The organism is Oxalobacteraceae sp. CFBP 8761, from assembly GCA_014841595.1.
Lineage (GTDB): Bacteria > Pseudomonadota > Gammaproteobacteria > Burkholderiales > Burkholderiaceae_D > Telluria.
This window is the reverse complement of sequence record JACYUE010000002.1, coordinates 1,212,335-1,236,055: the sequence shown is the minus strand read 5'-3', so window position 1 is coordinate 1,236,055 and position 23,721 is coordinate 1,212,335. Positions and strand designations below refer to the sequence as shown.

Annotated in this window: 24 protein-coding genes and 2 tRNA genes; 8 read left to right on the top strand and 18 right to left on the bottom strand. The window is 61.7% G+C overall.

The features are described 5' to 3' along the window. From IFU00_17905 to IFU00_17895, 3 genes are all read right to left on the bottom strand, one after another. The coding region (locus tag IFU00_17905; GenBank protein MBD8544158.1) for a hypothetical protein at positions 1-607 on the bottom strand (607 nt) is incomplete at its 3' end. Between the two features lie 59 nt (positions 608-666). Beyond that, positions 667-1,083 (bottom strand): hypothetical protein, encoded by a 417-nt coding sequence (locus IFU00_17900; protein MBD8544157.1) that lies wholly within the window; start codon positions 1,081-1,083, stop codon positions 667-669. A 97-nt stretch (positions 1,084-1,180) separates the two neighbouring features. Next, a complete protein-coding gene (locus tag IFU00_17895) occupies positions 1,181-1,387 on the bottom strand; it encodes a hypothetical protein (GenBank protein ID MBD8544156.1) in 207 nt (68 codons plus the stop codon). Between the two features lie 169 nt (positions 1,388-1,556). On the opposite strand from IFU00_17895, the gene IFU00_17890 reads away from it, so the two are divergent. Further along, positions 1,557-2,294 (top strand): LexA family transcriptional regulator, encoded by a 738-nt coding sequence (locus IFU00_17890; protein ID MBD8544155.1) that lies wholly within the window; start codon positions 1,557-1,559, stop codon positions 2,292-2,294. A 16-nt stretch (positions 2,295-2,310) separates the two neighbouring features. Here IFU00_17890 and IFU00_17885 read toward each other — a convergent pair whose 3' ends face one another. Next, positions 2,311-3,198 carry a LysR family transcriptional regulator gene (locus tag IFU00_17885; protein ID MBD8544154.1) on the bottom strand — a complete coding sequence of 296 codons (888 nt, stop codon included), beginning with the start codon at positions 3,196-3,198 and terminating at the stop codon, positions 2,311-2,313. A 107-nt stretch (positions 3,199-3,305) separates the two neighbouring features. Here IFU00_17885 and IFU00_17880 point away from each other — a divergent pair, with 107 nt between their 5' ends. Further along, entirely contained in the window at positions 3,306-3,716 is a 411-nt protein-coding gene (locus tag IFU00_17880; GenBank protein MBD8544153.1) for a TerB family tellurite resistance protein, read from the top strand. Between the two features lie 98 nt (positions 3,717-3,814). Further along, positions 3,815-4,855, top strand: a complete 1,041-nt coding sequence (locus IFU00_17875) for a DUF4214 domain-containing protein (GenBank protein ID MBD8544152.1) — start codon at positions 3,815-3,817, stop codon at positions 4,853-4,855. 170 nt (positions 4,856-5,025) lie between these two features. Here the strand turns inward: IFU00_17875 and IFU00_17870 are convergent, their stop codons facing one another. The 8 genes from IFU00_17870 to IFU00_17835 all read right to left on the bottom strand — a co-directional run bounded on the left by IFU00_17870 (position 5,026) and on the right by IFU00_17835 (position 12,779). After that, the gene (locus IFU00_17870) at positions 5,026-5,295 is read right to left on the bottom strand and encodes a hypothetical protein (protein MBD8544151.1); all 270 of its coding nucleotides are present in this window, start codon (positions 5,293-5,295) and stop codon (positions 5,026-5,028) included. 223 nt (positions 5,296-5,518) lie between these two features. Next, on the bottom strand, positions 5,519-6,574 hold the full coding sequence (locus IFU00_17865) for an acyltransferase (GenBank protein ID MBD8544150.1): 1,056 nt from the start codon (positions 6,572-6,574) through the stop codon (positions 5,519-5,521). A gap of 808 nt (positions 6,575-7,382) precedes the next feature. Further along, positions 7,383-7,459: transfer RNA gene (locus tag IFU00_17860), tRNA-Arg, on the bottom strand. A gap of 65 nt (positions 7,460-7,524) precedes the next feature. After that, a tRNA-Pro gene (locus IFU00_17855) sits at positions 7,525-7,601 on the bottom strand. 79 nt (positions 7,602-7,680) lie between these two features. After that, a complete protein-coding gene (gene glmM / locus IFU00_17850) occupies positions 7,681-9,021 on the bottom strand; it encodes a phosphoglucosamine mutase (GenBank protein ID MBD8544149.1) in 1,341 nt (446 codons plus the stop codon). Between the two features lie 32 nt (positions 9,022-9,053). Continuing rightward, positions 9,054-9,902, bottom strand: coding sequence for a dihydropteroate synthase (folP, locus tag IFU00_17845; GenBank protein MBD8544148.1), 849 nt, complete (start codon positions 9,900-9,902; stop codon positions 9,054-9,056). 109 nt (positions 9,903-10,011) lie between these two features. Continuing rightward, positions 10,012-11,886 carry an ATP-dependent zinc metalloprotease FtsH gene (gene ftsH, locus IFU00_17840; protein MBD8544147.1) on the bottom strand — a complete coding sequence of 625 codons (1,875 nt, stop codon included), beginning with the start codon at positions 11,884-11,886 and terminating at the stop codon, positions 10,012-10,014. Positions 11,887-12,131: 245 nt separating this feature from the next. Further along, on the bottom strand, positions 12,132-12,779 hold the full coding sequence (locus IFU00_17835; protein MBD8544146.1) for an RlmE family RNA methyltransferase: 648 nt from the start codon (positions 12,777-12,779) through the stop codon (positions 12,132-12,134). 42 nt (positions 12,780-12,821) lie between these two features. Here IFU00_17835 and yhbY point away from each other — a divergent pair, with 42 nt between their 5' ends. Next, positions 12,822-13,292 carry a ribosome assembly RNA-binding protein YhbY gene (gene yhbY / locus IFU00_17830; GenBank protein MBD8544145.1) on the top strand — a complete coding sequence of 157 codons (471 nt, stop codon included), beginning with the start codon at positions 12,822-12,824 and terminating at the stop codon, positions 13,290-13,292. 57 nt (positions 13,293-13,349) lie between these two features. Here yhbY and IFU00_17825 read toward each other — a convergent pair whose 3' ends face one another. From IFU00_17825 to IFU00_17800, 6 genes are all read right to left on the bottom strand, one after another. After that, positions 13,350-13,844 (bottom strand): DUF4149 domain-containing protein, encoded by a 495-nt coding sequence (locus tag IFU00_17825; protein ID MBD8544144.1) that lies wholly within the window; start codon positions 13,842-13,844, stop codon positions 13,350-13,352. Further along, the gene (greA, locus tag IFU00_17820) at positions 13,844-14,317 is read right to left on the bottom strand and encodes a transcription elongation factor GreA (GenBank protein ID MBD8544143.1); all 474 of its coding nucleotides are present in this window, start codon (positions 14,315-14,317) and stop codon (positions 13,844-13,846) included. The genes IFU00_17825 and greA overlap by 1 nt, the downstream gene beginning before the upstream one ends. Before the next feature lie 147 nt (positions 14,318-14,464). Continuing rightward, positions 14,465-17,695 (bottom strand): carbamoyl-phosphate synthase large subunit, encoded by a 3,231-nt coding sequence (gene carB / locus IFU00_17815; GenBank protein ID MBD8544142.1) that lies wholly within the window; start codon positions 17,693-17,695, stop codon positions 14,465-14,467. 1 nt (position 17,696) lies between these two features. After that, complete coding sequence (gene carA / locus IFU00_17810) at positions 17,697-18,860, bottom strand: glutamine-hydrolyzing carbamoyl-phosphate synthase small subunit (protein MBD8544141.1); 1,164 nt, start codon at positions 18,858-18,860, stop codon at positions 17,697-17,699. A gap of 243 nt (positions 18,861-19,103) precedes the next feature. Beyond that, a complete protein-coding gene (locus IFU00_17805) occupies positions 19,104-19,514 on the bottom strand; it encodes a heme-binding protein (GenBank protein MBD8544140.1) in 411 nt (136 codons plus the stop codon). Positions 19,515-19,525: 11 nt separating this feature from the next. After that, positions 19,526-20,443, bottom strand: a complete 918-nt coding sequence (locus IFU00_17800; protein MBD8544139.1) for a patatin-like phospholipase family protein — start codon at positions 20,441-20,443, stop codon at positions 19,526-19,528. Positions 20,444-20,642: 199 nt separating this feature from the next. Here IFU00_17800 and IFU00_17795 point away from each other — a divergent pair, with 199 nt between their 5' ends. From IFU00_17795 to IFU00_17780, 4 genes are read left to right on the top strand one after another with little or no spacing between them, the layout of a single operon-like run. After that, positions 20,643-21,368 carry a DUF4198 domain-containing protein gene (locus IFU00_17795; GenBank protein MBD8544138.1) on the top strand — a complete coding sequence of 242 codons (726 nt, stop codon included), beginning with the start codon at positions 20,643-20,645 and terminating at the stop codon, positions 21,366-21,368. Positions 21,369-21,425: 57 nt separating this feature from the next. Beyond that, a complete protein-coding gene (locus IFU00_17790) occupies positions 21,426-21,713 on the top strand; it encodes an iron transporter (protein ID MBD8544137.1) in 288 nt (95 codons plus the stop codon). Beyond that, the gene (locus IFU00_17785) at positions 21,710-23,347 is read left to right on the top strand and encodes a PepSY domain-containing protein (protein ID MBD8544136.1); all 1,638 of its coding nucleotides are present in this window, start codon (positions 21,710-21,712) and stop codon (positions 23,345-23,347) included. The genes IFU00_17790 and IFU00_17785 overlap by 4 nt, the downstream gene beginning before the upstream one ends. Continuing rightward, positions 23,344-23,694 (top strand): DUF3325 domain-containing protein, encoded by a 351-nt coding sequence (locus tag IFU00_17780; protein ID MBD8544135.1) that lies wholly within the window; start codon positions 23,344-23,346, stop codon positions 23,692-23,694. The genes IFU00_17785 and IFU00_17780 overlap by 4 nt, the downstream gene beginning before the upstream one ends. Positions 23,695-23,721: the final 27 nt, after the last annotated feature.

Sequence of the window (23,721 nt, the reverse complement as noted above, 5' to 3'; positions counted from 1 at the left end):
CGCGCTCCGCCTCGGCATCCACGACAGGTTCCGGGGTGACTGGCATGTCGCTCACCGCCACTTCCTCGGGTGAGTCGACCGGCTCGACAACCGTTGGCGGCGAACCGGCGTCAACCTCGGGCAATGGCACCGCGACCGCAAACTCGGACTCCGGGTTCGCTTCAATGGCAATCACGGGCGTTGCCACGTCGCGCAGAACACGCTTGGGCACAATTGGCGCCGGCCGACGCGCACGTGGCTTCGGCGCCGCTGCAATCTGCGCAACCGGGGGTGGCGACGGTGGGGGTGGCAAATCGACCAGACGCAAACCGCGCGCAGGCGCCGGCGCTGGCGGGACAGCTGCGACGGGCAGCGCAGGCGGCGGCTGGACAGGTGTTGGGACTATTGACGTCGGCAAAGCAGCGACGGTTGGCGCCGGCACAGGCAAGGCCGCTGGCGCGAGCACAACGCTGAGCGGTCCGCCACCGCCGGCATCGCTGCCCGGCACGCCGAACTGCAGCGACAACAGCAAGGCATGTAGCAGCAACGAAATGGCAATGCCACCGACCAGGCGCCGGTTGCTGCGGGCGTGGCCGGCGCGGCGCGTGCTGGCGGTCGCAGGATGCATGGCGTCGTTGGGAGGTATTGTCAGGCTTGCATCTTAGCGTTAACGCGGCCGTATGGCGATCACGCCGCCTTGCCGGGCGTTCGAATATTGGACGTGCCCGGCATGCCGCCAACCAGCGCTGCCAGGCTGGTGCGTGCCTGCCACCATGGCGTGCCTTCCAGTGTCTGCATGCAGCTTGGGCATTCTTCAAGTGGATTGCAATCGTGGTCAAGCGCCACGTAATTCACGCCAACCACCGTCTTCCCTTGGTAGCTGTCCACGCGACCGGAACCCGCCTTGGCGCCAGGCCTGGCTGCACCGCCGGCTGAGGCAGATGCCGAGGTGGATGCAGATGCAGATGCAGCATCGATCCACTTGGCAAACGGCTCGGTGGCGACGCCATCGGCCACATACCAGCGGCGGCGGGTGGGATTCCAGCGGGCGCCGAGCGCCTTGGCGGCGTCCTTTTCGGCGTAGGGGACGGTCAGAAAAACCATGTGCGAAATGCTCCGGGATCGATATGCTTGCGGATGGCTATTCTACCGCGCCGGACTGGTCGCCGGACTGGGCCAGGACTGCCAACCAGCACGATACTCAAGGCTCCTTCTGGCGCCGGGCCCATGCCGCATCGCTGTCGCGCTGCTCGCGCCGATCCTTGCGCCATGTATACAACAGGTTGCCGATGGTGCTCAGCAAGGCGCTGAACATGCCGATCAGCGCGCCGATATCTGTCAGCGTCAAGTCGGTGGCCAGTCCGGCCAGGTTCGCGTCCATCAGACGCTGCAATGTTTCAATGATCATCGTGTCTCCCCTGTGCTTGCGGCGGTACCTGCACCGGCAAGCCCACGCCTACCCTGCGCCACATCAATGCGATGGATGAAAGTATAGGAAAACTATACCACAGCAGTAAAGAAAAGCTATACTTCAATGTATAGATTTCCTTTACCATACGCATATGGACCTACAAACAATGATTGCTAACTGGGTGAAAGAAGCGCGCACCGCCGCCGGCTTGTCGGGCACGGCACTGGGCGCCCGTCTTGCGCTCGAACTCGGTACCGACCGGGGCCATACCAAGGCCAATATCTCGCACTGGGAAAATGAAAAGCACAGCCCCAACCTGAAACAGTTGCTGGCGATCTCCCGCGTCACCGGCTGCCGCCTTCCGGCCGAGATCCTGGCGCCGCTGGGTGGTGGCCCGGCAAATAACAGCAGCGCCCTGCCCGGCCTGCCTGGACTAACCGGGTTACCCGACGCACTGCGCGTGGTGGCCGAAGGCGATGACGATGCCTTCGTGCCCATTCCGATGGTCAAGCTGCGCCTGTCAGCGGGCATCACCGGGTACCGGGCCGAGCCGGAAGCCCGCGACGGCGGCACACTCGGCATGCGCCGCACCTGGCTGGAGCGCAACCAGTACAGTCCGTCGCATCTGATTGCGATCTATGTCAAGGGCGAAAGCATGGAACCATCGCTGTACGCTGGCGACATCGTCGTCATCAACACGCTCGACACCAAGCCAGTCGCCGGCGCCGTGTTCGCGTTCAATTATGAAGGCGAAGCCGTCGTCAAGCGCCTGGCGCGCGAGGCAGCCCAGTGGTGGCTCACCTCCGACAACCCGGACCAGCGCACCTATCACCGCAAGCCATGCCAGGGCGATGAGTGCATCGTGATCGGCCGCGTCGTGCGCAAGGAAAGCGACCGCATCTGACACGCGCCGCCGGCTGTCACGCGAACACCTGCGGCGCCCGTTCCAGGATGCGCCGCAGCGCCGGATGGTGTACCCGGCGCTCGACCGTCACGGCATAGACCTGCTCGACAATGGCGTCGATCACACCCACCGGCGCCAGCCCGTACTGTTCGCACAGCGAGTCCGCGAGCACGGTCGGGGCTGCCATGAAGCCTGCACCCGCGCCGGCAAATGCTCCCAGCAGCGCCCCATCATCGAATTCGCCAACGACGATCGGGCGCAAGCCCTGCGCCTCGAGCCACGCCATCAACTGGCTGTGCAGGGCGGCACCCTGGCCCGGCATCAGGAACGGCGCACCTTTCAGGCGCTGTGGAAAATCGCCGGCCCAGCGCTGGCACACGTCGGGATGCGCCACGACCGTCACGGTGCTCGATCCGAGCAGATGACTGTGGCCGCGCACGGCGCCGCCAGGCGGCAAACCCTGGTCCGAGATCAACAGATCGAGTCGGTGCGCGCTGAGGTCTTCCATCAGGTCGCCAAAACGCCCTTCCCGACAAACCAGGTGCATGGCGAGCCCGGCATCACGGGCCGGCTGCAGCAGCCTGAATGCCATCGTCTTGGCGATCACGTCGCACAGGCCTACCCTCAGTGTCTCGGTCTCGGTGAACAGGCCACGCCGCACTGCCTGCTCCAGTTCATTACCGAGACTGAAGATCTGGTCCGTATAACGCAGCACGGTCTTGCCGGCTTCGGTCAGTACCAGCCCGCGCCCCTTCTTGCGTAGAAGTTCCTCGCCAAACTGGTCTTCCAGGAGCTGCAACTGCGTGCTGATTGCTTGCGCCGAGACGTGCAACTGCTCGGCCGCGCGCACGACGCTGCCCGCCGTGGCGACTGAGTGAAAGTACTGAAGGTGCTTGTAGTTCATTCGCCTTTACCACCAAAAATATTGAGAATTGCTAAAGATTATTCGATTTTACTTTAGCATTGCGCAACCGTATATTGGTGACTCAGTTCACATGAAGCGAGGAAGCAATGAGAAATTACCCAACCGACAGTCCCAAGGCCATGAGCCGCCTGCTGGCCCTGGCGATGATCGCCGACGGCCGCCTGGCGCCCCAGGAGCTCAAGACGCTGCACCGCAGCGGCGTACTCGAGGTGCTGGGCGTGAGCGAAGACACGTTTGACGATGCCGCCGGCGAGCTGACCCAGGATCTGCTGACCCACAGCACGAACCATGCTGCCGGCATGGTCGACATCGAACCGGCGACGATCGACGCGCTGCTGGACGAAGTGCAGGATCCGGCGCTGCGCGCGCTGGTGCTCAAGGGCATGCTCGAGATCGTGCGGGCCGACCAGATGATCGATCACCGCGAGCGTCGCCTGCTGCGCCGCGCGCTGGCGGCCTGGGGTGACGGCACCGAGCCGTTCCCGGCCGCGGCATGATGACCGCACCGCAGCGCGCTTACAAAGCGTAACCATGTCGGCGGATTGGCGGATATGGCCCAGCCTATAATCGGACATCCCAATACCCGAGGCCTGCCATGTCCGCCTACCCCACGCTGGATTTTCTGGATGACCTGACCCGGTCGGAAATGAACTGGGCCTGGCGCCTCGACCTCGATCCCGTGCGGGACCCCGAACTCGGCCAGTTCTACGGCCGCACCGCCCGCTACAGCACGACCGATCCGTATGCGGGCGAGGACGATATCTTCGTGTTCCACGCCACCGCTGGCATGGGTTACACGGTACAAAGCGGCAGCTACCACGATCCCTTCCAGCTGCGCATCTACGACGACGCCGGCAATGCGATTGCCGCCGACGACGGCAGTGGCGCCTACGGCTACGATTACGCAGCGTTCACGGCCGCCTATACCGGCTGGTACTACATCAATGCCTCATGGGATCAGGATTATTACGATACCTATGCCAGCGTGAACGTGTATGAGAGCCGCTTGCCCGCAACCACCCGGATCATCGGCACGGACGCGCACGACACCTTGTACGGCACGCGCACGAATGACATCGTCGATGGCGGCGCCGGCATCGATACCTTCGTGCTGGAAGGCCGACGCAACGAATACACCGTCAGCCTGCGCGATGGCGCGATTACCGTGACCGATCTGGTCGGCTACGACGGCACCGATATCCTGCGCAGCGTCGAGCGCCTGTCGTTCGACGATGGCGCCTTCATCTCGTATGAAACGCAGGGCTTTCCTGCCGAGGCTTACCGCCTGTACCAGGCTGCATTTGATCGCACGCCCGACGCGGGCGGCCTGGGGTATTGGATCGGGCAAATGGGCCAGGGCCAGTCATTGCGGTCAGTGGCGCAGGCATTCGTCGACTCGCCCGAATTCAAGAGCCAATACGGCGCCGCGCCCACGGACGCCGCCCTCGTTACGGCGCTCTACGCAAACGTGCTGGACCGGGCGCCGGACGCCGCCGGCTTCGCGCACTGGCTAGGCGCTCTGGAACGCAATGCGATTACCAAGGCCGACCTGGTCGTGCAATTTAGCGAAAGCGCGGAAAACCAGGCGCAGGTCGTCGGCTCGCTGCAGGCTGGGTATGAGTTCATTGTGACGTGATGGGGGAACGGGTCAAAAAACGTTACCCCGGCCTGCGGGCATTAAAAGCCAAACCTGCAGATCGGAAGACCGATTGCTCCGAAGGCTTTCTGTCCCATTCAATCAAAAGCCTGCAGTCGGCTGATTCGCCGTTGGTCAACTGGTTATGGCCGTAAAAGTGCGCGACTCTGCTAAACCACGACGGCGTCAACAAGCGCACCCCCGTCTTTCGAATACGACTGCTCTTGAATCACAGCACTGGCTTGAACCGCATGACGGGCGCATTGTTCAACGATATAACGGAGGAGCGGTAGACCCGCTTCGCTTAATTTTGGCTTGACGGCGGCATCAAGCATTGGACCTGCCATACTCGCTTCAGGAACAACGAATAGACGTTTGACCACCATCCATGTCGATTCAACAGCTAATGCCAGCTTTTCTCTCGAACTGGAGGTCAACATACGCGTGCTCTATCATAATACACCGCTAGTAATACACCACATGCTGATTGAAGTTGGGCCATACAGCGGCGCCACTTCCGCCTAGCCAGTACCGTCCCCGCGCGACTAGCACCAAGGCATTCTCGACGCCTAGCATTCCTTGATGGCCCCATGATCGGCGGCGCTTAACGTAAGTCATAGCTTCGCAGCTTACGTGACATACAACTTTATATTCTGGATTGGGTCAGCTTTGCCGTACAGGGATTTCTGGAGCAGAGGGGCGCCTGGTTTGCGCATTCAGAACGCGGCTGAGCGGATTCTCGACAACCACGTAGAAGATACAACCGGCCGCCAACGCCATACCTGTAAGAAAAATCCCGGTCAGGTCGTTTTCGTGCGCAGATGCTCCAATGAGTAAATGCTTCCAATGTGCAATTATTGCATGGACCAAGTAAATACTGTAGGAGGCGCTACCTAGGAACAACAATGGCCTCGTCAAATTTCTATTTTCAAATTCAGCGAATAAGAATACGAGCACGATGGCACCTGCAGGAAGGCCCAAACTCAAGACGCGGGGAAGTCCAAACTTCGAGAGGCCCAATGAAACTACGGTGAGCACCAGAGCAGCGCCAAACGCTGTCCAGAAAGAAAAAACTGCGTGCCCATATTTTCGCCACACGAAGTAGCACAAGCACCCTATCACGAAATTAAACAATAAGGTATCTCCTACTATGTACTGGAAATTCGACCACTGAAGACGCTCACCTTTTACGCCTAAAAGGTTAATGAGGGTTACCATTAGCACGATCATGATAATAACAGTGTAAATCGCGCGGTCTTTTGATCTTGACGAAAACATCGCTCCTGCAAACAACATATAAAATAAGAGTTCATAGGTCAGCGTCCAAGCCGGACCTACAAGCATTCGGTACTCCGACCCACCCGAGAATGATGGCGACAAGAGTAGATTCCCGATAATCATTAGGGTGTCTACAGGTGTCGTAACTTGATTAAGGTACTGAATCAAAAAGGGAGTCAATACCAGAAGGTATATCGGGTAGACCCGGAATACACGCTTCTTCAAGAATTCGACACTGTCGCTGGAGGAAATCGGATCTCTCAGCGAATAGCACATGATAAACCCACTGATAACGAAGAAAATATCTACGCCGAGCCCACCAATGCGACTAAATTTAAGGGCCGACGAAATCACTCCAACACTCCACAAATGCGTAACCACAACAAGCATCGCGGCGTAACCCCTGAGGATTTGTATTCCCTCCAATTTATTAGACGACATCTACCTACCCACCCATACGTTAGAAAAGATACAATTTTATTGTCGAAGTGTAAGCTAAATCGCAGCGGTGAGCGACAGACTTACGCCCGTTGTGTTGCTATTTCAGCCGCACCTGAACTATTTGGACCTGAATTCCCACCCAAGTAACGTAAAAGGGCAACAGTTCAACCACCCGTTCCTGCCACACGTCCTGGTCCGCTGCAGTTACTCGGTCGACTGCCGCGCATCGCCCGCTGGCGCGCGATTGAGGAAACTTTCGTTTGTGACTTTGACTGCGGCCTTGAAGTTGCCCATGCGTTACCATCAGGGGCGCAGTCAGCAGACAGAGCTTTCCCATTGCGCAGCTCCCTGGTGAGCGCCAGGACGAGCGGCGTCAGGGTGGATTAAATGTGGTGAACTCGGTGGCTGATGGACAAAACGCGCGGTGTCGCCCTGCACTGTGGCCGGCACCAGTGCCGACTGGCTGCGCATGATGTCTGTGAATGCGTGCCGCATCTCGTCGATCTCGGCTTCATGCGGCCAGCTGTTCATGAACCAGTCGGCAGCAACAAAGACCGCCATTGCCAGCGAAAGGCCAGCACGGCGACCTGAGAGCGAAGTCGGCGAGCGATGCCGAGTCCCTGGCGTACTCCCGCACCCTACTCGCACATGCGGACACGCAGCTCACTCGGCGCGTGTAGTACCGCCATCCTAGCGAGTGAAGTCGGGAAAACCGGGATTTGAATAGCGCAAGGCATATTGAATAGCGTACTGCACAAGTAACAGGCAGCAGGCGAATGCGGCAAGCGTTTGAAAGTATTGAGGAATCTGGCCCGCCCTGAGGGAATCGAACCCCCGACCCACAGCTTAGAAGGCTGTTGCTCTATCCGACTGAGCTAAGGGCGGTGCAAAACGATGAGACGGGAAAACAAAACAGGCCGTCGATGACGGCCTGTTCTGATGAATCTTGCTGGTCGGAGTACAAGGATTCGAACCTTGGACCCCCTGGTCCCAAACCAGGTGCGCTACCGGGCTGCGCTACACTCCGCCGTGGGCAACATTATATGCCAATCATTCGCGAAGCGCCAGCCCTTGTGGGTTCAATTCCAGCGCACCGCTCGCATTATTTATGCCGACAACGTGGCCGCAATCCGGCGTGCCAGGCTGTCGGCAAGTTCCGCTTCTTTCGCCTCGACCATAACCCGGATCAATGGCTCGGTGCCCGATGCGCGGATCAGCACACGACCGTTGTCGCCCAGCTCGCGCTCGACCGCTTCCTTTTCGGCGACCATCGCCGCATCGGCCGTCCAGTCAAAGCCCGGTGCGACTTTCTTGTTGATCAAGGTTTGCGGGAACAACGTCAGTTCGTTGCAGCATTCGGCCAGCGACTTGTTGCCGCGTACCAGCGCCGACAGCACCTGCAGGGCCGAGACGATGCCGTCGCCGGTGGTGTGCTTGTCCAGTGCCAGCAGATGGCCCGAACCCTCTCCGCCGAACAGCCAGCCACGCTCCCTCATGACTTCGAGCACATAGCGGTCGCCCACCTTGGCGCGCGCAAAGCCGATGCCCATTTCCTTGAACGCCACTTCGAGCGCCATATTCGTCATCAGGGTACCCACGGCGCCGGCCACGGGGCCGGTGCTCATGCGGTCGCGCACCATCACGTACAGCAGCTCGTCGCCGTTGTAGACGCGGCCGGTGGCGTCGACCATGATCAGGCGGTCGGCGTCGCCATCGAGCGCGATGCCCAGGTCGGCCTTGTTGGCGACGACGGCTTCCGACAGCGCCTGTGGCGCGGTGGCGCCAAAGCCGGCGTTGATATTGAAGCCGTCCGGCTGGGCACCGATGGAAATGACTTCGGCGCCCAGCTCATGGAACACGTGCGGAGCGATGTTGTAGGCGGCGCCGTGGGCGCTGTCGACGACGATCTTCAGGCCGCGCAGGTCGAGCTCGTTCGGGAACGTGCTCTTGCAGAATTCGATGTAGCGGCCCTGGGCGTCGCGCAGGCGCGATACGCGGCCCAGCTTGTCCGACGACACGCAGCCCATCGGCTGGTCAATGGCGTCTTCGATTTCCAGTTCCACCGCGTCTGGCAGCTTGGTGCCATGGCCGGAGAAGAACTTGATGCCGTTGTCCTGGAACGGGTTGTGCGACGCCGAGATCACGACGCCGGCCTGCAGGCGCAGTGCGCGCGTCAGGTAAGCGATGGCCGGGGTCGGCATCGGGCCAGCCAGCATCACGTCCACACCGGCCGCCGAGAAGCCCGACTCCAGCGCGGCCTCGAGCATATAGCCCGAGATACGCGTGTCTTTGCCGATCAGGACGACGGGCCGGCCGCTGCTAGATTTTTTGCCCTTTGCCAGCACGGTGCCGGCAGCGTAGCCAAGGCGCATGACGAAATCAGGGGTGATTGGTGCTGCGCCCACGAGGCCGCGAATGCCATCGGTGCCGAAATATTTCCGTGCCATCTAGTTCTCTTTTCTCTTATTAAAACGAATTTTTATGGATGCATGGCCGCGTGCCATACCTTCAGCGCATCGACCGTCTCCGCAACATCATGCACACGCACGATTCTAGCGCCCTGCGCTACCGCAGCCAATGCCGCGCCGACACTACCGGCGGTGCGCTGCTCAACCGGACGCCCGGTGACGGCGCCGATCATCGACTTGCGCGACATGCCGGCCAGCACCGGCAAGCCAAGTTCATCCCGGATGCGGCCCAGGCCGCGCAGCAACGCGTAGTTGTGCTCGACCGTCTTGCCAAAGCCAAAGCCCGGGTCGACACAGATACGGCTGCGCTCGATGCCGGCCGCAGTCATCGCGTCAATGCGTGCGCTCAGGAACGCAATCACGTCACCCACGACGTCATCATACCGGGGCGCCTGCTGCATCGTGGCTGGCGTGGCTTGCATGTGCATCACGCACAGGCCGCAGTCGCTGTCCTGCACCGCTTCCAGTGCGCCCGGCGTACGAAAGCCGTTGACGTCGTTGAGCATGTCGGCGCCGGCAATCAGCGCCTCGCGCATCACTTCAGGTTTGGTCGTATCGACCGACAGCGCGACGTCCAGCGTGCGCAGCGCGTACAGGGTCGGCATCACGCGGCGCAGTTCTTCATCGAGAGGCACGCCAGGGGAGCCAGGGCGGGTCGACTCGCCGCCGATGTCGATCATCGTGGCGCCATCGCGGATCATCGCCTCGGCGTGCGTCAGCGCGAATTCCAGGCCCTGATAGCGACCGCCGTCGGAAAAGGAATCCGGCGTGATGTTCAGAATGCCCATCACGACGGGCTCGAGGGACGCGGCGCCATCGAGCGCGAAGCTGAATTGGCCGCATTGCAATGTCTTGTTCATGGTGTCAGTAGTACGGGCGCTGCAGGCTGCTCAGTAAGTCAAAGCAGCAAGCGAACGCCATCATGAAAAAAGGCACCCTTGCGGGTGCCTTCGTGGGGTAGCGCGAGCGTCAGGCTGGTGCAGTGGCGTTTGGCGCCACACCACCAGGGCCGCTGTCACCTGGCGGCGTGCGCTTGGTCAGCACCGTCGTCGGCTTGCGTGGCTCCTGGCCCGCCATGATGTCGTTGATCTGGTCGGCATCGATGGTTTCCCAGTCGAGCAGCGCCTTCGTCATCATCTCGACCTTGTCGCGATTCTCTTCCAGCAGGCGACGCGCCAGGGCGTACTGCGTATCGAGGATCGCGCGGATCTCGGCATCGACCTTTTGCTGGGTCGCTTCCGAAATGGTCTTGGTAGCGCCGCCGAAGAAGCCTTCGTTCTCGCTGTCTTCGTAGACCATGACGCCCATGCTGTCGGACATGCCGAAGCGGGTCACCATCGAGCGCGCCAGCTTGGTTGCACGCGAGAAGTCATTCGACGCGCCGGTAGACATCTGACCGACAAAGATCTCTTCGGCAATACGACCACCGAACAGGATCGAGATTTCCTCGAGCATCTTGTCTTTATAGCCCGACAGTGCATCGTGCTCAGGCAGCTGCCAGGTCAGGCCGAGCGCATAACCACGCGGCATGATCGTGACCTTGTGCACCGGATCGGCCTTTGGCAACAGCTTGGCGATCACCGCGTGGCCCGACTCGTGATAGGCCGTGTTGCGGCGCTCTTCCTCGCGGATGACCATCGACTTGCGCTCCGGGCCCATGAAGATCTTGTCTTTCGCATCTTCAAAATCGATCATCTCGACCAAGCGCTTGCTGCGGCGGGCTGCGAACAGCGCCGCTTCATTGACCAGATTGGCCAGATCAGCGCCCGAGAAACCAGGCGTACCGCGGGCCAGGATGTCGGACTTGACGTCGGTGCCGATCGGCACTTTGCGCATGTGCACGTTCAGGATCTGTTCGCGGCCGCGGATATCCGGCAGGCCCACCATCACCTGGCGGTCGAAACGGCCCGGACGCAGCAGCGCTTTGTCCAGCACATCGGCGCGGTTGGTCGCAGCGATGACGATCACGCCCGATTGCGCTTCAAAGCCATCCATCTCGACCAGCAGCTGGTTCAGCGTTTGTTCACGTTCGTCGTTACCGCCGCCCATGCCGGCGCCGCGATGACGACCGACAGCGTCGATCTCGTCGATGAAGATGATGCATGGCGAATGCTTTTTGGCGTTCTCGAACATGTCGCGCACACGGCTTGCACCGACGCCGACGAACATCTCGACGAAGTCGGAACCCGAAATCGAGAAGAACGGCACTTTGGCTTCGCCAGCGATGGCGCGGGCCAGCAGCGTTTTACCGGTACCTGGAGGACCGACCATCAGCACGCCGCGCGGGATACGGCCGCCCAGTTTCTGGAACTTGGTTGGATCGCGCAGGAAGTCGACGATCTCGGAGACTTCTTCTTTCGCTTCATCGCAACCGGCGACGTCAGAGAAAGTCACGGTGTTGTTGGTTTCGTCGAGCATGCGTGCCTTCGACTTGCCGAAGGAGAACGCGCCGCCCTTGCCGCCGCCCTGCATTTGGCGCATAAAGAACACCCAGACGCCGATCAGCAGAAGCATCGGGAACCACGAAATGAAGACCTGTTGCAGGAACGAAGGCTCTTCTGGTGGCTTGACATCGAAGCGCACGCCGTACTCGCGCAGGTCACCGATCAGGCCACGGTCGAGACCGGTGGCGGTCGCGCGCACCTTGGTGTCATCAGCGCGGGTGGCGGTGATGTTGGTGCCCTCGATCAGCACTTCCTTGATGCGGCGCGACTTCACTTCATCGAGCAACTCGGAATAAGCGATGGTCTTGCTGCCGCCAGCGACGCTGTGGGTGTCAAACTGCTTGAACAGCATGAACAACAGCAGCGCGACGACCACCCAGATGGCGGATTTGGAAAACATATTATTCACGAGCACTCCTCCGATGCGTACGCATCTCTACCGATTTCAGTATTCTGATTTTACCCGCAATAGGCCAACGCTGCCACGCAACTCCAGCCGTAGTGTCGAAATACCATCGAATGACTGTCTTATTCATTCCCGACATCGCCAACTGCCCGAAACGCAGTCGCAATACAAGGGATCACGCGGCAGATGTGGTGGCCGCGCGGCTGAATTTCAAGGGGCGATCTGTCACCACACGCCAATTACGCACTCGGATTTTTCAGACCCCTGCCCAGCAGGAAAATCTCGGACGATTTATCGCGGCTGGCCTTGGGTTTGATTTGCTTCACTGTCGTAAACTCGAGGCGGAATTTCTCCAGAATCTGGGTAAAACCCATGTCCTTGAAACACTTCACCAGCAGCGCGCCACCCGGCTTCAGATGCGCCTGCGAGAATTCGATCGCCAGATCGATCAGATGTTCCATGCGGGCCGCGTCGGCGTGGCCGATACCCGACAGGTTCGGCGCCATGTCCGACAGCACCACGTCGACTTTGCGATCGGCCAGCACGACGTCGAGCTGCGTCAGCACCTCTTCTTCGCGGAAATCGCCCTGGATATATTGAACATCGGCGACCGGCTCCATTGGCAAAATATCCAGACCGATGATGGTGCCGTGGATGCCGCCGCCGTCCTTGCCGGCCAGCTTGCGCCGCGTGTACTGGGCCCAGCTGCCTGGCGTGCAGCCAAGGTCGACAACAACATTGCCCGACTTGATGAGTTTTTCAGCTTCGTCGATTTCTTTCAGTTTGTAGGCGGCACGGGCGCGGTAGCCCTCTTTTTGCGCGAGTTTGACATAGGGATCGTTAATATGGTCGTGTAACCAGTTTTTGTTTAATTTGTTCTTGGCCATTCGCGTAGAATACTGCTTTTATAGGTCCATCAAAAATTTATTATGCTTAAACTCACTCCGGCCGAGCGCAGTGCTCTGCGCGCAGAAGCCCACGGGCTCAATCCTGTTGTCATGATCGGCGCCGACGGCCTGACCGAATCCGTGATGAAGGAAGTCGCCAACAGCCTCGACTCGCACGGCCTGATCAAGGTGCGCGTGTTCGGTGACGACCGCGAAGCGCGCGTTGCCATGTACGACAAGATCAGCGCCGACCTCGACGCGGCCCAGGTCCAGCACATCGGCAAGCTGTTGGTGCTGTACCGTCCGAAGGTCGAGACGGCCAAGGAACGCAGCAGCAAGGCCGGCCCGGGTATGCGCGAAGTCACGATCGTCAAGGCCAGCGCCAGCGGCACCAAGAAGCCGAGCGTCACCAAGGTCATGCTCAAGGGTAACGAACGCGTCACGGCAGGCGGCAACATCAAGCGTGCCAAGCCGCGTCAGACCAGCTCCAAGAAGAGCTCGCTGAACAAGTAAAAAAAACCGGGGCAACCCGGTTTTTTTATATCGGTGGCGCGTACGGCGGGCTAAAAATCACCGCAGCTTGACGAGCAACCATGCCCCCAGCACGCTCTGGATCATGTGAAACACCTGCGACACGCCATGCATGACCGCAAACTGCGTCCAGTACGGCGACGCACGCACCCCGGCCTCACCGGCCAGCACGCGCAGATGTGCCATCCCGGGCTGCAAGCCCACGAAAATCACCAGCGCGCACGCCAGCATCGCGATCACGAGCCAGCCCAGAAAGCGCCGGCGCTGCGGGGCGAGGTCGGTCGAGCGCCACAGCAAGAGCGCCAGCACAACCGCACAGCCGATCGACAACCACGCCTGGCGCGTGAGCAGCACGGCGACCAGATCCCCGGCCTGCCCGCTGCCGAGCACCTTGAAGGCTGTTGGCGCGGCGATATAGCCCAGCGCCCACAGGCTGCCGGTCCACAGCGCCGCCACCAGCAGGCGCGCCGCCGGCAGGCGCCCCGCCCGGCCTGGTGCCTGACCTGCTGCGAGCCCCTGCGCGGCGCTGTCCATCAGATGTAGCGCACTTCCAGGATTTCGTATTCGCGCGGGCCGGACGGCGCCTGCACTTCAACGACGTCACCGGCGTATTTGCCGATCAGCGCGCGCGCGATGGGCGACGTGATCGAGACCTTGTTCATCTTGAGGTCGGCTTCGTCCATGCCGACGATCTGGTATGTGACCTTCTGGCTCGAATCGAGGTCTTCCAGGTCGACGGTGGCGGCGAACACCACGCGGCCTTCGGCGTCGAGCGTGGTCGGGTCGATCACCTGCGAGGTGCTCAGCTTGCTTTCCAGCTCGGCGATACGGCCTTCGACGAACGCCTGGCGCTCCTTGGCGGCGTCGTATTCGGCGTTCTCGGACAGGTCGCCATGCGAACGCGCTTCGGCGATCGCGTCGATCACGCTGCGGCGTTCCTTCGTCTTGAGCTGGTGCAGCTCTTCTTTCAGGAGTTCTGCGCCGAATTTGGTCAGTGGTGTGGTCATGGTTCTCTGCTTGGTTTGTTTGACGGGTCCGCCGGGGCGGATAGTACCAACGCGACAAGAAAGCGAAAACCACAGAGGCACGCGGCGCCAAGGCCGCGCGAGCTCTGTGGTTGACTGGACTTCCAGTGTGACGGGTACTGCGTCTGCTTAGTTTAAGGTTTTATGCAGACCTTGTAAATCATACACACGCAGTTCGTCGATATGCGGCATGCCTTCAATGGCCGCTTCGGCGCCGGCGATCGTCGTGTAGGTCACCACGTGGGCGGCCAGCGCCGACGTGCGGATCGCGCGCGAGTCGACGATGGCACTGCGCTTTTCTTCAACCGTGTTGACGACCATGACGATTTCGCGGTTCTTGATCATGTCGACGACGTGCGGACGGCCTTCCAGCACCTTGTTCACGGCGCGCACCGGAATCCCGGCGGCGGCGATCACGGCGGCCGTGCCCTTGGTTGCGACCAGGTCGAAGCCCAGCGCCACCAGGTCACGTGCCACGCTCGTTGCGCGTGGCTTGTCGGAGGACTTCACCGACAGGAACACGGTGCCCGAGCGCGGCAGCTTGATGCCGGCTGCCAGCTGCGACTTGACGAAGGCTTCGCCGAAGGTCATGCCAACGCCCATCACTTCGCCGGTCGATTTCATCTCCGGGCCCAGGATGGTGTCGACGCCCGGGAATTTCACGAATGGGAACACGACTTCCTTCACGCTGAAGAACGGCGGGATCACTTCCTGCGTGATGCCCTGCTGCGCCAGCGTCTGGCCAACCATGCAGCGCGCGGCGATCTTTGCCAGCTGCAGGCCGGTGGCTTTCGAGACGAACGGCACGGTGCGCGACGCACGCGGGTTCACTTCCAGCACAAAAACAGTATCAACCGTTTGACCGTTTTCTTCCTTCTGCTGGATCGCGAACTGCACGTTCATCAGGCCGACCACGTTCAGGGCCTTGGCCATCAGCGAGGTCTGGCGCTTGAGCTCATCGATCGTCGCTTGCGTCAGCGAATACGGTGGCAGCGAGCAGGCCGAGTCGCCCGAGTGCACGCCAGCCTGTTCGATGTGTTCCATCACGCCGCCGATGAAGGTGGCTTCGCCGTCCGAGATGCAGTCGACGTCGACTTCGATGGCGTCGTTCAGGAAGCGGTCGAGCAGCACCGGCGAATCGTGCGAGACCTTGACCGCTTCGCGCATGTAGCGCTCGAGGTCACGCTGCTCGTGGACGATTTCCATCGCGCGGCCACCCAGCACGTACGATGGACGCACGACCAGCGGATACCCGATTTCTTCGGCCAGCGCCAGCGCGTCGGCTTCGGTGCGGGCGGTGCGGTTTGGCGGCTGGCGCAGGCCCAGCTCTTGCAGCAGCTGCTGGAAGCGCTCGCGGTCTTCGGCGGCGTCGATCATGTCCGGCGAGGTGCCGATGATCGGCACGCCGTTGGCTTCCAGGTCGAGCGCCAGCTTCAACGGAGTCTGGCCGCCGTATTGCACGATGACACCGACCGGCTTTTCGAGCTCGACGATTTCCAGCACGTCTTCCAGCGTCAGCGATTCGAAGTACAGGCGATCCGACGTGTCGTAGTCGGTCGAAACCGTCTCTGGATTGCAGTTGACCATGATGGTCTCGTAGCCGTCTTCGCGCATTGCGAGGGCAGCGTGGACGCAGCAGTAGTCGAACTCGATGCCCTGGCCAATGCGGTTCGGACCGCCGCCCAGCACCATGATCTTCTTCTTATCGGTCGGGTTCGACTCGCACTCTTCGTCGTACGTCGAGTACATGTACGCGGTGTCGGTCGAGAACTCGGCCGCGCAGGTGTCGACGCGCTTGTAGACCGGACGGATATTCAGCGCATGACGGCGCGCGCGCACTTCTTCCGGCTTGACCTTCAGCAGGAAGGCCAGGCGACGGTCAGCAAAACCTTTTTGCTTGAGCTTGTACAGCAGCGGCTTGTCCAGGCTTTCCAGCGTCTGCGTCTCGAGCCACAGCTCGATGTCGACGATTTCCTTGATCTGCACGAGGAACCACGGATCGATCTTGGTCAGGTTGTGCACTTCTTCGAGCGTGAAGCCTTGGGCAAACGCATCGCCCACATACCAGATGCGGTCCGGACCAGGCTCGCCCAGCTCTTCTTCGATCTTTTCGCGGTCGCGCGTTTTTTCGTTCAGGCCATCGACGCCCACTTCGAGGCCGCGCAGCGCTTTCTGGAACGATTCCTGGAAGGTGCGGCCCATGGCCATCACTTCGCCCACCGATTTCATCTGCGTGGTCAGGTGCTTGTCGGCGGTCGGGAATTTCTCGAACGTGAAGCGCGGGATCTTGACGACGACATAGTCGATCGACGGTTCGAACGAGGCTGGCGTGGCGCCGCCCGTGATGTCGTTGCGCAGCTCGTCGAGCGTGTAGCCGACGGCCAACTTGGCCGCGACCTTGGCGATCGGGAAGCCGGTGGCTTTCGAGGCCAGTGCCGACGAACGCGAGACGCGCGGGTTCATCTCGATGACGATCATGCGGCCGTCTTTCGGGTTGATCGCGAACTGCACGTTCGAGCCGCCCGTGTCGACGCCGATTTCACGCAGCACGTCGATCGACGCGTTGCGCAGGATCTGGTATTCCTTGTCGGTCAGGGTCTGCGCCGGTGCGACGGTGATCGAGTCGCCCGTGTGCACGCCCATCGGATCGAGGTTCTCGATCGAGCAGATGATGATGCAGTTGTCGTTCTTGTCGCGCACGACTTCCATCTCGTACTCTTTCCAACCGAGCAGCGACTCTTCGATGAGCAGCTCCGAGGTTGGCGAGGCTTCCAGGCCGCGCTTGCAGATCGCTTCGAATTCTTCTTCGTTGTAAGCGATGCCGCCGCCGCTGCCACCCATCGTGAACGATGGACGGATGATGGTCGGGAAGCCCATCTCGCGCTGGACGACCCACGATTCTTCCATCGTGTGCGCCACGCCCGAGCGTGCCGAACCCAGGCCGATCTTGGTCATCGCGTTTTTGAACTTCAGGCGGTCTTCGGCCTTGTCGATCGCTTCCGGCGTCGCGCCGATCAGCTCGACATTGTATTTTTCGAGCACGCCGTGGCGGTGCAGGTCGAGCGCGCAATTCAGTGCGGTCTGGCCCCCCATCGTTGGCAGGATCGCGTCCGGACGCTCTTTCTCGATGATGCGCTCGACGACCTTCCAGGTGATCGGCTCGATGTACGTCACGTCCGCCGTTTCCGGGTCGGTCATGATCGTGGCCGGGTTCGAGTTCACCAGGATGACCTTGTAACCCTCTTCGCGCAGGGCCTTGCAGGCTTGCGCGCCGGAGTAGTCGAATTCGACGGCCTGGCCGATGACGATCGGACCAGCGCCGATGATCAGGATGCTTTTGATATCACTACGTTTTGGCATATTATTTTTTCTCCGCTGCTTGCATCAGGCCGATGAAGCGGTCAAACAGGTAGGCGACGTCGGTCGGCCCAGGCGAGGCTTCCGGGTGACCCTGGAAGCAGAACGCGGGTTTGTCGGTACGCTCGAAACCCTGCAGCGAGCCGTCGAACAGCGACACGTGCGTGACGCGGCAGTTTGCCGGCAAGGTGGTCGGATCGACCGCAAAGCCGTGGTTCTGCGATGTGATCAAGACCTTCTTGGAATCGAGGTCCTGCACCGGGTGATTCGCGCCGTGGTGGCCGAACTTCATCTTCATGGTCTTGGCGCCGGAGGCCAGCGCCATGATCTGGTGACCGAGGCAGATGCCGAAGGTCGGGATGCCTTTTTCGATCAGCTCGCGCGAGGCGGCGATGGCGTAGTCGCATGGTTCCGGGTCGCCCGGGCCATTGGCCAGGAAGATACCGTCCGGGTTCAGCGCCAGCGCGTCGGCGGCGGTGGACTGCGCCGGCAGCACGGTGACCTTGCAGCCGCGCTCGGCCAGCATGCGCAGGATATTGCGCTTGACGCCGTAGTCGAAGGCGACCACGTGGTACCGGGGATTGGTCTGCTTGCCGAAGCCTTCGCCCAGCTTCCATTCGGTTTCGGTGAACTCGTATGGCGCTTTCACCGAGACGACCTTGGCCAGGTCCATGCCAGCCAGGCCCGGGAACGAGCGCGCCAGTTCGAGCGCTTGCGCGGTCGATGGCTCGGCGCCTTGCGCAGCGGTGAGGATCGCGCCGGCCTGGGCGCCCTTCTCGCGCAGGATGCGGGTCAGCTTGCGGGTATCGATGCCGGCAATCGCGACGACGTTCTCTGCCTTCAGGTAGTCGCCGAGCGACTGGGTCGAGCGGAAGTTGGACGCCAGCAGCGGCAGGTCGCGAATGATGAGGCCAGCGGCGTGCACTTTCGATGCTTCCACGTCGGTCGTGTTGACGCCATAGTTACCGATGTGCGGGTAGGTCAGCGTGACGATCTGACGCGAATAGCTCGGGTCGGTAAGGATTTCCTGGTAGCCGGTCATGGCGGTGTTGAACACCACTTCGCCGGTCGTGTGACCGACGGCGCCGATGGAATAACCTTTGAAGATGGTCCCGTCAGCAAGGGCCAGAATGGCCGGAACAGAGGGGCCGGAAAAGAATGGCGGCAAGGGCAACTCCCGTAAAAGTTGCCGTAGCTGCGCCACGTCAGACCGACATCCAGCTAACCCCGCTGCACTGCTTGCGCCGGGTGTTGGAGGTCATGTTGAATGAGGGTTGGTGGGTATGCGCTACGGCGAAGTTTGAATTAGATAAACTTCCGAATTATAGCGCGTACAACGGCATTCGGCAATGCGGCGTTGCAGCAAATACGGGCGCCGAAGTTGCAAAAATCATGCGCCCGTACGCTCGATTTACTCCGCGCCCAAGGCGGCAATACCGGCTTTGGCGATCTGCACATCCTCGTTCGATTTCACGCCCGACACGCCGACCGCGCCGATCACGTGGCCATCGACGATGACGGGCACGCCGCCCTCGAGCATGCCTTCGAGCTTCGGCGCGCTGAGAAACGACATGCGCCCGCCATTGATCACGTCTTCATACACCTTGGACTCACGGCGGCCGAGCGCGGCCGTGTTGGCCTTGCTGGGCGCGATGTGCGACGAGATCGGCGGCGCGCCGTCCAGGCGCTGCTGCCACAGCAGGTGGCCGCCATCATCGACGATGGCGATCGACACGGCCCAGCCGTTGGCAAGGGCTTCGGCTTCGGCGGCAGCGCCGATCTGTTTGGCGTCCGCCAGGGTCAGGTAAGGTTTGGTGTTCATCGTGGGCTTTCTCAGGGAACTTGCTGTTTGAGTTTCAGTTTGGCCTTGATTTGCGGCATGACGGCGGCGGCGGCCTGCTCGCCCGCCAGGATGGCCAGGTTGCGGCCACCGAAATCGCTCGAGCCCATATTGCCCAGTGCCGGCGTGATGACGATGTCGGCATCCTTGAGCTCGAAGTGATTCAGGCGCTGGCCCATGATCGAGAAGGTCTGCATCAGCACGTCGAGCGAACTGGCCGTGGCTGCGCCCTCGGTCGCGCTCGAGATATTGACCGCGATAATGAAATCGGCGCCCATGTCGCGCACATAGCGCACCGGCACCGGCGCGACCAGGCCACCATCGACGTAGCTCTTGTTGCCGATGACGACTGGCTGGAACACGCTCGGCACGCTGGATGACGCGCGCACGGCCATCCCCGTATTGCCGCGGCTGAACAGGATCGGTTGGCCCGTTTTCAGGTCGGTGGCCACGGCGCCAAAGCGCAGTTTCAACTTCTCGATCGGCACGTTGTTGACGGCCTTGTTCACATAGCTCTGCAGCGCTTCACCCTTGAGCAGGCCCGTCGATTTGCTGAACAGCGGCAGCGCCCAGTCCGAGATGGTGGCCTCGTCCATGGTCATGGCCGTCTTTTGCAGCGCAAAGCCGTTCACGCCCGACGCATACAGCGCGCCGACGACCGAGCCGGCGCTGGTGCCGACGACGATTTCCGGGTAGATACCCTGGGCTTCGAGTGCCTTGATGACGCCGATATGGGCGAACCCGCGCGCGGCGCCGCCACCGAGGGCCAGGCCGATACGAATTTTCTTGGGAGGCAATGGCGCCGCCTTGGGGGCGGCAACGGGAGTGACGGGAGCCGGGGTCGGGGTGCTGCCGCAGGCGGCCAGCAACAGCGCGGCGCAGGCCACGAGGGAAGTACGTCGAGAGAGCATAGAAGAGGCCGATAAGAACGAGGCACGATTGTACATCGGCTGCTTCTTGACGGCATGCCTGGGCAGGCACGACGGCAAGCCGCTTCATCGCCCCGCTGGACGCGGTCGTAAAAATGTTTTGAAATGAGAATGATTCGCATTATAATTCTTGTCGGCATACTGCTCGTCTGATCCGACCAACAACCACAAAGCGCTCACCATGAACAAGATTCTGCTCTCCTCCCTCGTCGCCATGCTGGTCGCCGCGCCTGCTGCACAGGCCCACCAAATCTGGTTCGAGCAGGACGGCAAGGCGGTCAAGCTGCAGTTCGGCGAGTTTGCCCTGAACCAGCGTGAAACCACGCCGGGCCTGCTCGACAAGTTTGGCGCTCCGAGCGCGACGCTGCTGGGCGCCAAGGGCGAACGTACACTCAAGCTGGACAAGACGGCCAAGGGTTACCTGGTCAGCGGCACCACGCCGGCGGCGGGTGACGCGATCGTCGCCGAAGACAATGCCTACCCGAGCTGGGAAACAGATGAGAACGGCAAGAAGCTCAACCACATCTGGGTGCCGGCCGCACGCATGGCCACCAGCTTCGCTGCGCAGCAGCCGACACTGACGCTCGACCTCGTCCCGACGGGCAAGGCCGGCGAATTCAAGGTGTTCTACAAGGGCCAGCCGTTGCCAAAAGCAAAGGTCAATGCGATCGTCCAGAGCGGCTGGGCGAAAGAAGCGGAGTCGGATGACAGCGGCGTCGTCAGGTTCGACATGCCATGGAAAGGCCTGTATGTGCTGGAGACCGAGCACACCGACAAGACGGCGGGCGAGCGTGCCGGCCTGCAATACGCGACGTCGAGCTACACCACGTCGCTGAGCGTCGTGCAGCCAAAAGGCATCGCAGCCGTCGCGGCTGGTCCGGCCATGGCCCCGAGCGCCGATCACTGATCCGCCTGACCGTGTATCCAGTGACGCCATCCGTCGTCTGAAGAAAGGCCCGGCTTCATGACCACGACCACCTGGCGCTACCGTGGCGGCGTCACCGCCCGCGCGGTGGCCGCGATCGGCGGCGGCTACGTGCTCGCCGCGCTTGCCGGCGCACTGATTGCGCTGGCCCTGCCGCTGCCACGCGCCGATGCCGTCACCATCGCCACGCTGCTGGCGTTCGTCATCTATCCCTGCGTCATCCTGTGGGTCTTTGCCACGCGCAGCGCGCTGCACGCCTGCGTCGGGGTGGCTGTGATGTGCGCGAAGCTGTGGATGATTTTGTGGCTGGTCGGAGGAACGGCATGAAGGACGGCTTGCGGCAATCGATGGCATGGGTGCATACGTGGGCTGGCCTGCTCGTGTGCTGGCTGCTGCTTCTGGTGTTCATGGCTGGCACGGCGGCGTATTACCGACACGAGATCACGTTCTGGATGAAGCCCGAGCTGCACGCGGCAGCCGCTGCGCCGGCCACGCTCTCCCCGGCGCAGTCGGCGCAACTGGCCGTGCGCACGTTGCAGGAGCGCGCACCGGGCGCGACGCGCTGGACGATCGACCTTCCCGATGAGCGCAATCCGCTGATCCAGGCCGCCTGGCAGAATCCGCCGAAAAAAGACATGTCGCGCGCAGAGCGCCGCAATGCGCTGCGTGACCAGAACGTCACGCTCGACCCGACGACGGGCCTGCCAACGGCCAAACCGCGCGATACCCGTGGCGGGGACTTCCTGTACCGCCTGCACTTTGATCTGCACTACATGCCGGCGATCTGGGGTCGCTGGATCGTCGGCATCGGCGCGATGTTCATGCTGGTGGCGATTATCAGCGGCGTGATCACGCACAAGCGCATCTTCAAGGACTTCTTCACGTTCCGGCCAAAGAAGGGCCAGCGTTCGTGGCTGGACGCGCACAACGCGACCGCCGTGCTGGCGCTGCCGTTTCACCTGATGATTACCTACACGGGCATTGTCACGCTGATGTTCATTTACATGCCAGCGCCCACCAAGGCGCTGTACGGCGACGAGCAGAACACGATGTTCAGCGACGTATTCGGCAACTTCGAGCGCGGCAAGCCGGCGGACATCGCCGCGCCGCTGGCCGACATCGGGCCGATGCTGCAGCAGGCCGAGCGGGCATGGGGCGTGACGCCGTCGCGTGTGGCGATCAGCCATCCGAACGATGCGGTCGCGCGCGTGGAACTGTATCGGCCATCGGGCCAGCAGTTATCGAATCTCGAGCCGGCGATGACGTTCGATGGCGTCAGTGGCGCTCTGGTGTCGGCAACGCCGCCGTTGAGCACGGCGCTGGCCACGCGCGCCGCCATCTATGGCATGCACCTGGCGCACTTTGCCGATCCGCTGCTGCGCGCACTGTTCTTCGTGTGCGGCCTCGCCGGCAGCGCGATGGTCGCCACCGGCGCGCTGTTGTGGGGCGTGCGGGAGCGTCAGTCGTACGCCAAGATCGTGGCCAACGGCGGACGCGTCGGCTTCGGCGTGCGCCTGGTCGACGCACTGAACATCGGCGCCATTGCCGGCCTGCCGATCGCGTTTGCCGCCTTCTTCTGGGCCAACCGCCTGCTGCCAGTGGACATGGCGCAGCGCGCCAGCGCCGAAGCCAACTGGTTCTTCATCGCCTGGGGCGCCGCCGCCCTCCTTGCCCAGATCCGGCCGACACGCGCGATGTGGCGTTTCCAGCTAACGGTGGGCGCGGTGCTGTTGGCGGGCATCCCTGTGCTGAACGTGTTCACGACCAATTCACACCTGGGCGTGTCGCTGTTCGGCGGGCCGGGCCTGCGGCCAGTGGCGGCGTTCGACATCGTCGTCCTGGTGCTGGGCGCATTGCTGGGCTGGGCCGCCTGGTGGCTGGGGCACAAGGCCAAACAGAAAGCAGCGAAAAAACAGACGGCGGCTGACGCCGGATCAACCTCGACCATGGAGCCCGTATGAGCATGCTATTTCTCAGCAGCGTTTCCCTCGCCTTCAGCGCATTCGCCGCCAAAGGCATCGTGATGGACCGCCACTACGCCGACCTGCACGGCCGCGGCAAGGAGCCGGCGCCAGCGCTGAGAATGCGCATGCGCACACTGGCCTGGCTGGGCCTGGCACTCTCCTTTGCCGCCTGCATCGCCGCCCGCGGCTGGCACGTCGGCCCGGTGCTGTGGTGCGGCGTCCTGTCGGTCGCCGCCTGGACCGTCGCCGCCATGCTCCAATACGCCCCCCGCAAAGTCGCCCAAGGCGCCTGGATCGGCATCCCGTCCGCCGCCCTGACCACCGCCCTCCTCCTGCTGCACTAACAATCAGGAACAATTAGGGTCAGAGTC

Excerpts from the sequence above, each read along its gene's own strand:
- folP (MBD8544148.1), bottom strand. The coding sequence starts at position 9,902 with ATGAACAAGACATTGCAATGCGGCCAATTCAGCTTCGCGCTCGATGGC.
- IFU00_17795 (MBD8544138.1), top strand. The coding sequence starts at position 20,643 with ATGAACAAGATTCTGCTCTCCTCCCTCGTCGCCATGCTGGTCGCCGCG.
- IFU00_17870 (MBD8544151.1), bottom strand. The coding sequence starts at position 5,295 with ATGTTGACCTCCAGTTCGAGAGAAAAGCTGGCATTAGCTGTTGAATCG.
- glmM (MBD8544149.1), bottom strand. The coding sequence starts at position 9,021 with ATGGCACGGAAATATTTCGGCACCGATGGCATTCGCGGCCTCGTGGGC.
- IFU00_17800 (MBD8544139.1), bottom strand. The coding sequence starts at position 20,443 with ATGCTCTCTCGACGTACTTCCCTCGTGGCCTGCGCCGCGCTGTTGCTG.
- IFU00_17780 (MBD8544135.1), top strand. The coding sequence starts at position 23,344 with ATGAGCATGCTATTTCTCAGCAGCGTTTCCCTCGCCTTCAGCGCATTC.
- IFU00_17805 (MBD8544140.1), bottom strand. The coding sequence starts at position 19,514 with ATGAACACCAAACCTTACCTGACCCTGGCGGACGCCAAACAGATCGGC.
- carB (MBD8544142.1), bottom strand. The coding sequence starts at position 17,695 with ATGCCAAAACGTAGTGATATCAAAAGCATCCTGATCATCGGCGCTGGT.
- IFU00_17875 (MBD8544152.1), top strand. The coding sequence starts at position 3,815 with ATGTCCGCCTACCCCACGCTGGATTTTCTGGATGACCTGACCCGGTCG.
- IFU00_17785 (MBD8544136.1), top strand. The coding sequence starts at position 21,710 with ATGAAGGACGGCTTGCGGCAATCGATGGCATGGGTGCATACGTGGGCT.
- yhbY (MBD8544145.1), top strand. The coding sequence starts at position 12,822 with ATGCTTAAACTCACTCCGGCCGAGCGCAGTGCTCTGCGCGCAGAAGCC.
- IFU00_17825 (MBD8544144.1), bottom strand. The coding sequence starts at position 13,844 with ATGGACAGCGCCGCGCAGGGGCTCGCAGCAGGTCAGGCACCAGGCCGG.
- greA (MBD8544143.1), bottom strand. The coding sequence starts at position 14,317 with ATGACCACACCACTGACCAAATTCGGCGCAGAACTCCTGAAAGAAGAG.
- IFU00_17900 (MBD8544157.1), bottom strand. The coding sequence starts at position 1,083 with ATGGTTTTTCTGACCGTCCCCTACGCCGAAAAGGACGCCGCCAAGGCG.
- ftsH (MBD8544147.1), bottom strand. The coding sequence starts at position 11,886 with ATGTTTTCCAAATCCGCCATCTGGGTGGTCGTCGCGCTGCTGTTGTTC.
- IFU00_17890 (MBD8544155.1), top strand. The coding sequence starts at position 1,557 with ATGATTGCTAACTGGGTGAAAGAAGCGCGCACCGCCGCCGGCTTGTCG.
- IFU00_17790 (MBD8544137.1), top strand. The coding sequence starts at position 21,426 with ATGACCACGACCACCTGGCGCTACCGTGGCGGCGTCACCGCCCGCGCG.
- IFU00_17835 (MBD8544146.1), bottom strand. The coding sequence starts at position 12,779 with ATGGCCAAGAACAAATTAAACAAAAACTGGTTACACGACCATATTAAC.
- IFU00_17895 (MBD8544156.1), bottom strand. The coding sequence starts at position 1,387 with ATGATCATTGAAACATTGCAGCGTCTGATGGACGCGAACCTGGCCGGA.
- IFU00_17880 (MBD8544153.1), top strand. The coding sequence starts at position 3,306 with ATGAGAAATTACCCAACCGACAGTCCCAAGGCCATGAGCCGCCTGCTG.
- IFU00_17885 (MBD8544154.1), bottom strand. The coding sequence starts at position 3,198 with ATGAACTACAAGCACCTTCAGTACTTTCACTCAGTCGCCACGGCGGGC.
- IFU00_17865 (MBD8544150.1), bottom strand. The coding sequence starts at position 6,574 with ATGTCGTCTAATAAATTGGAGGGAATACAAATCCTCAGGGGTTACGCC.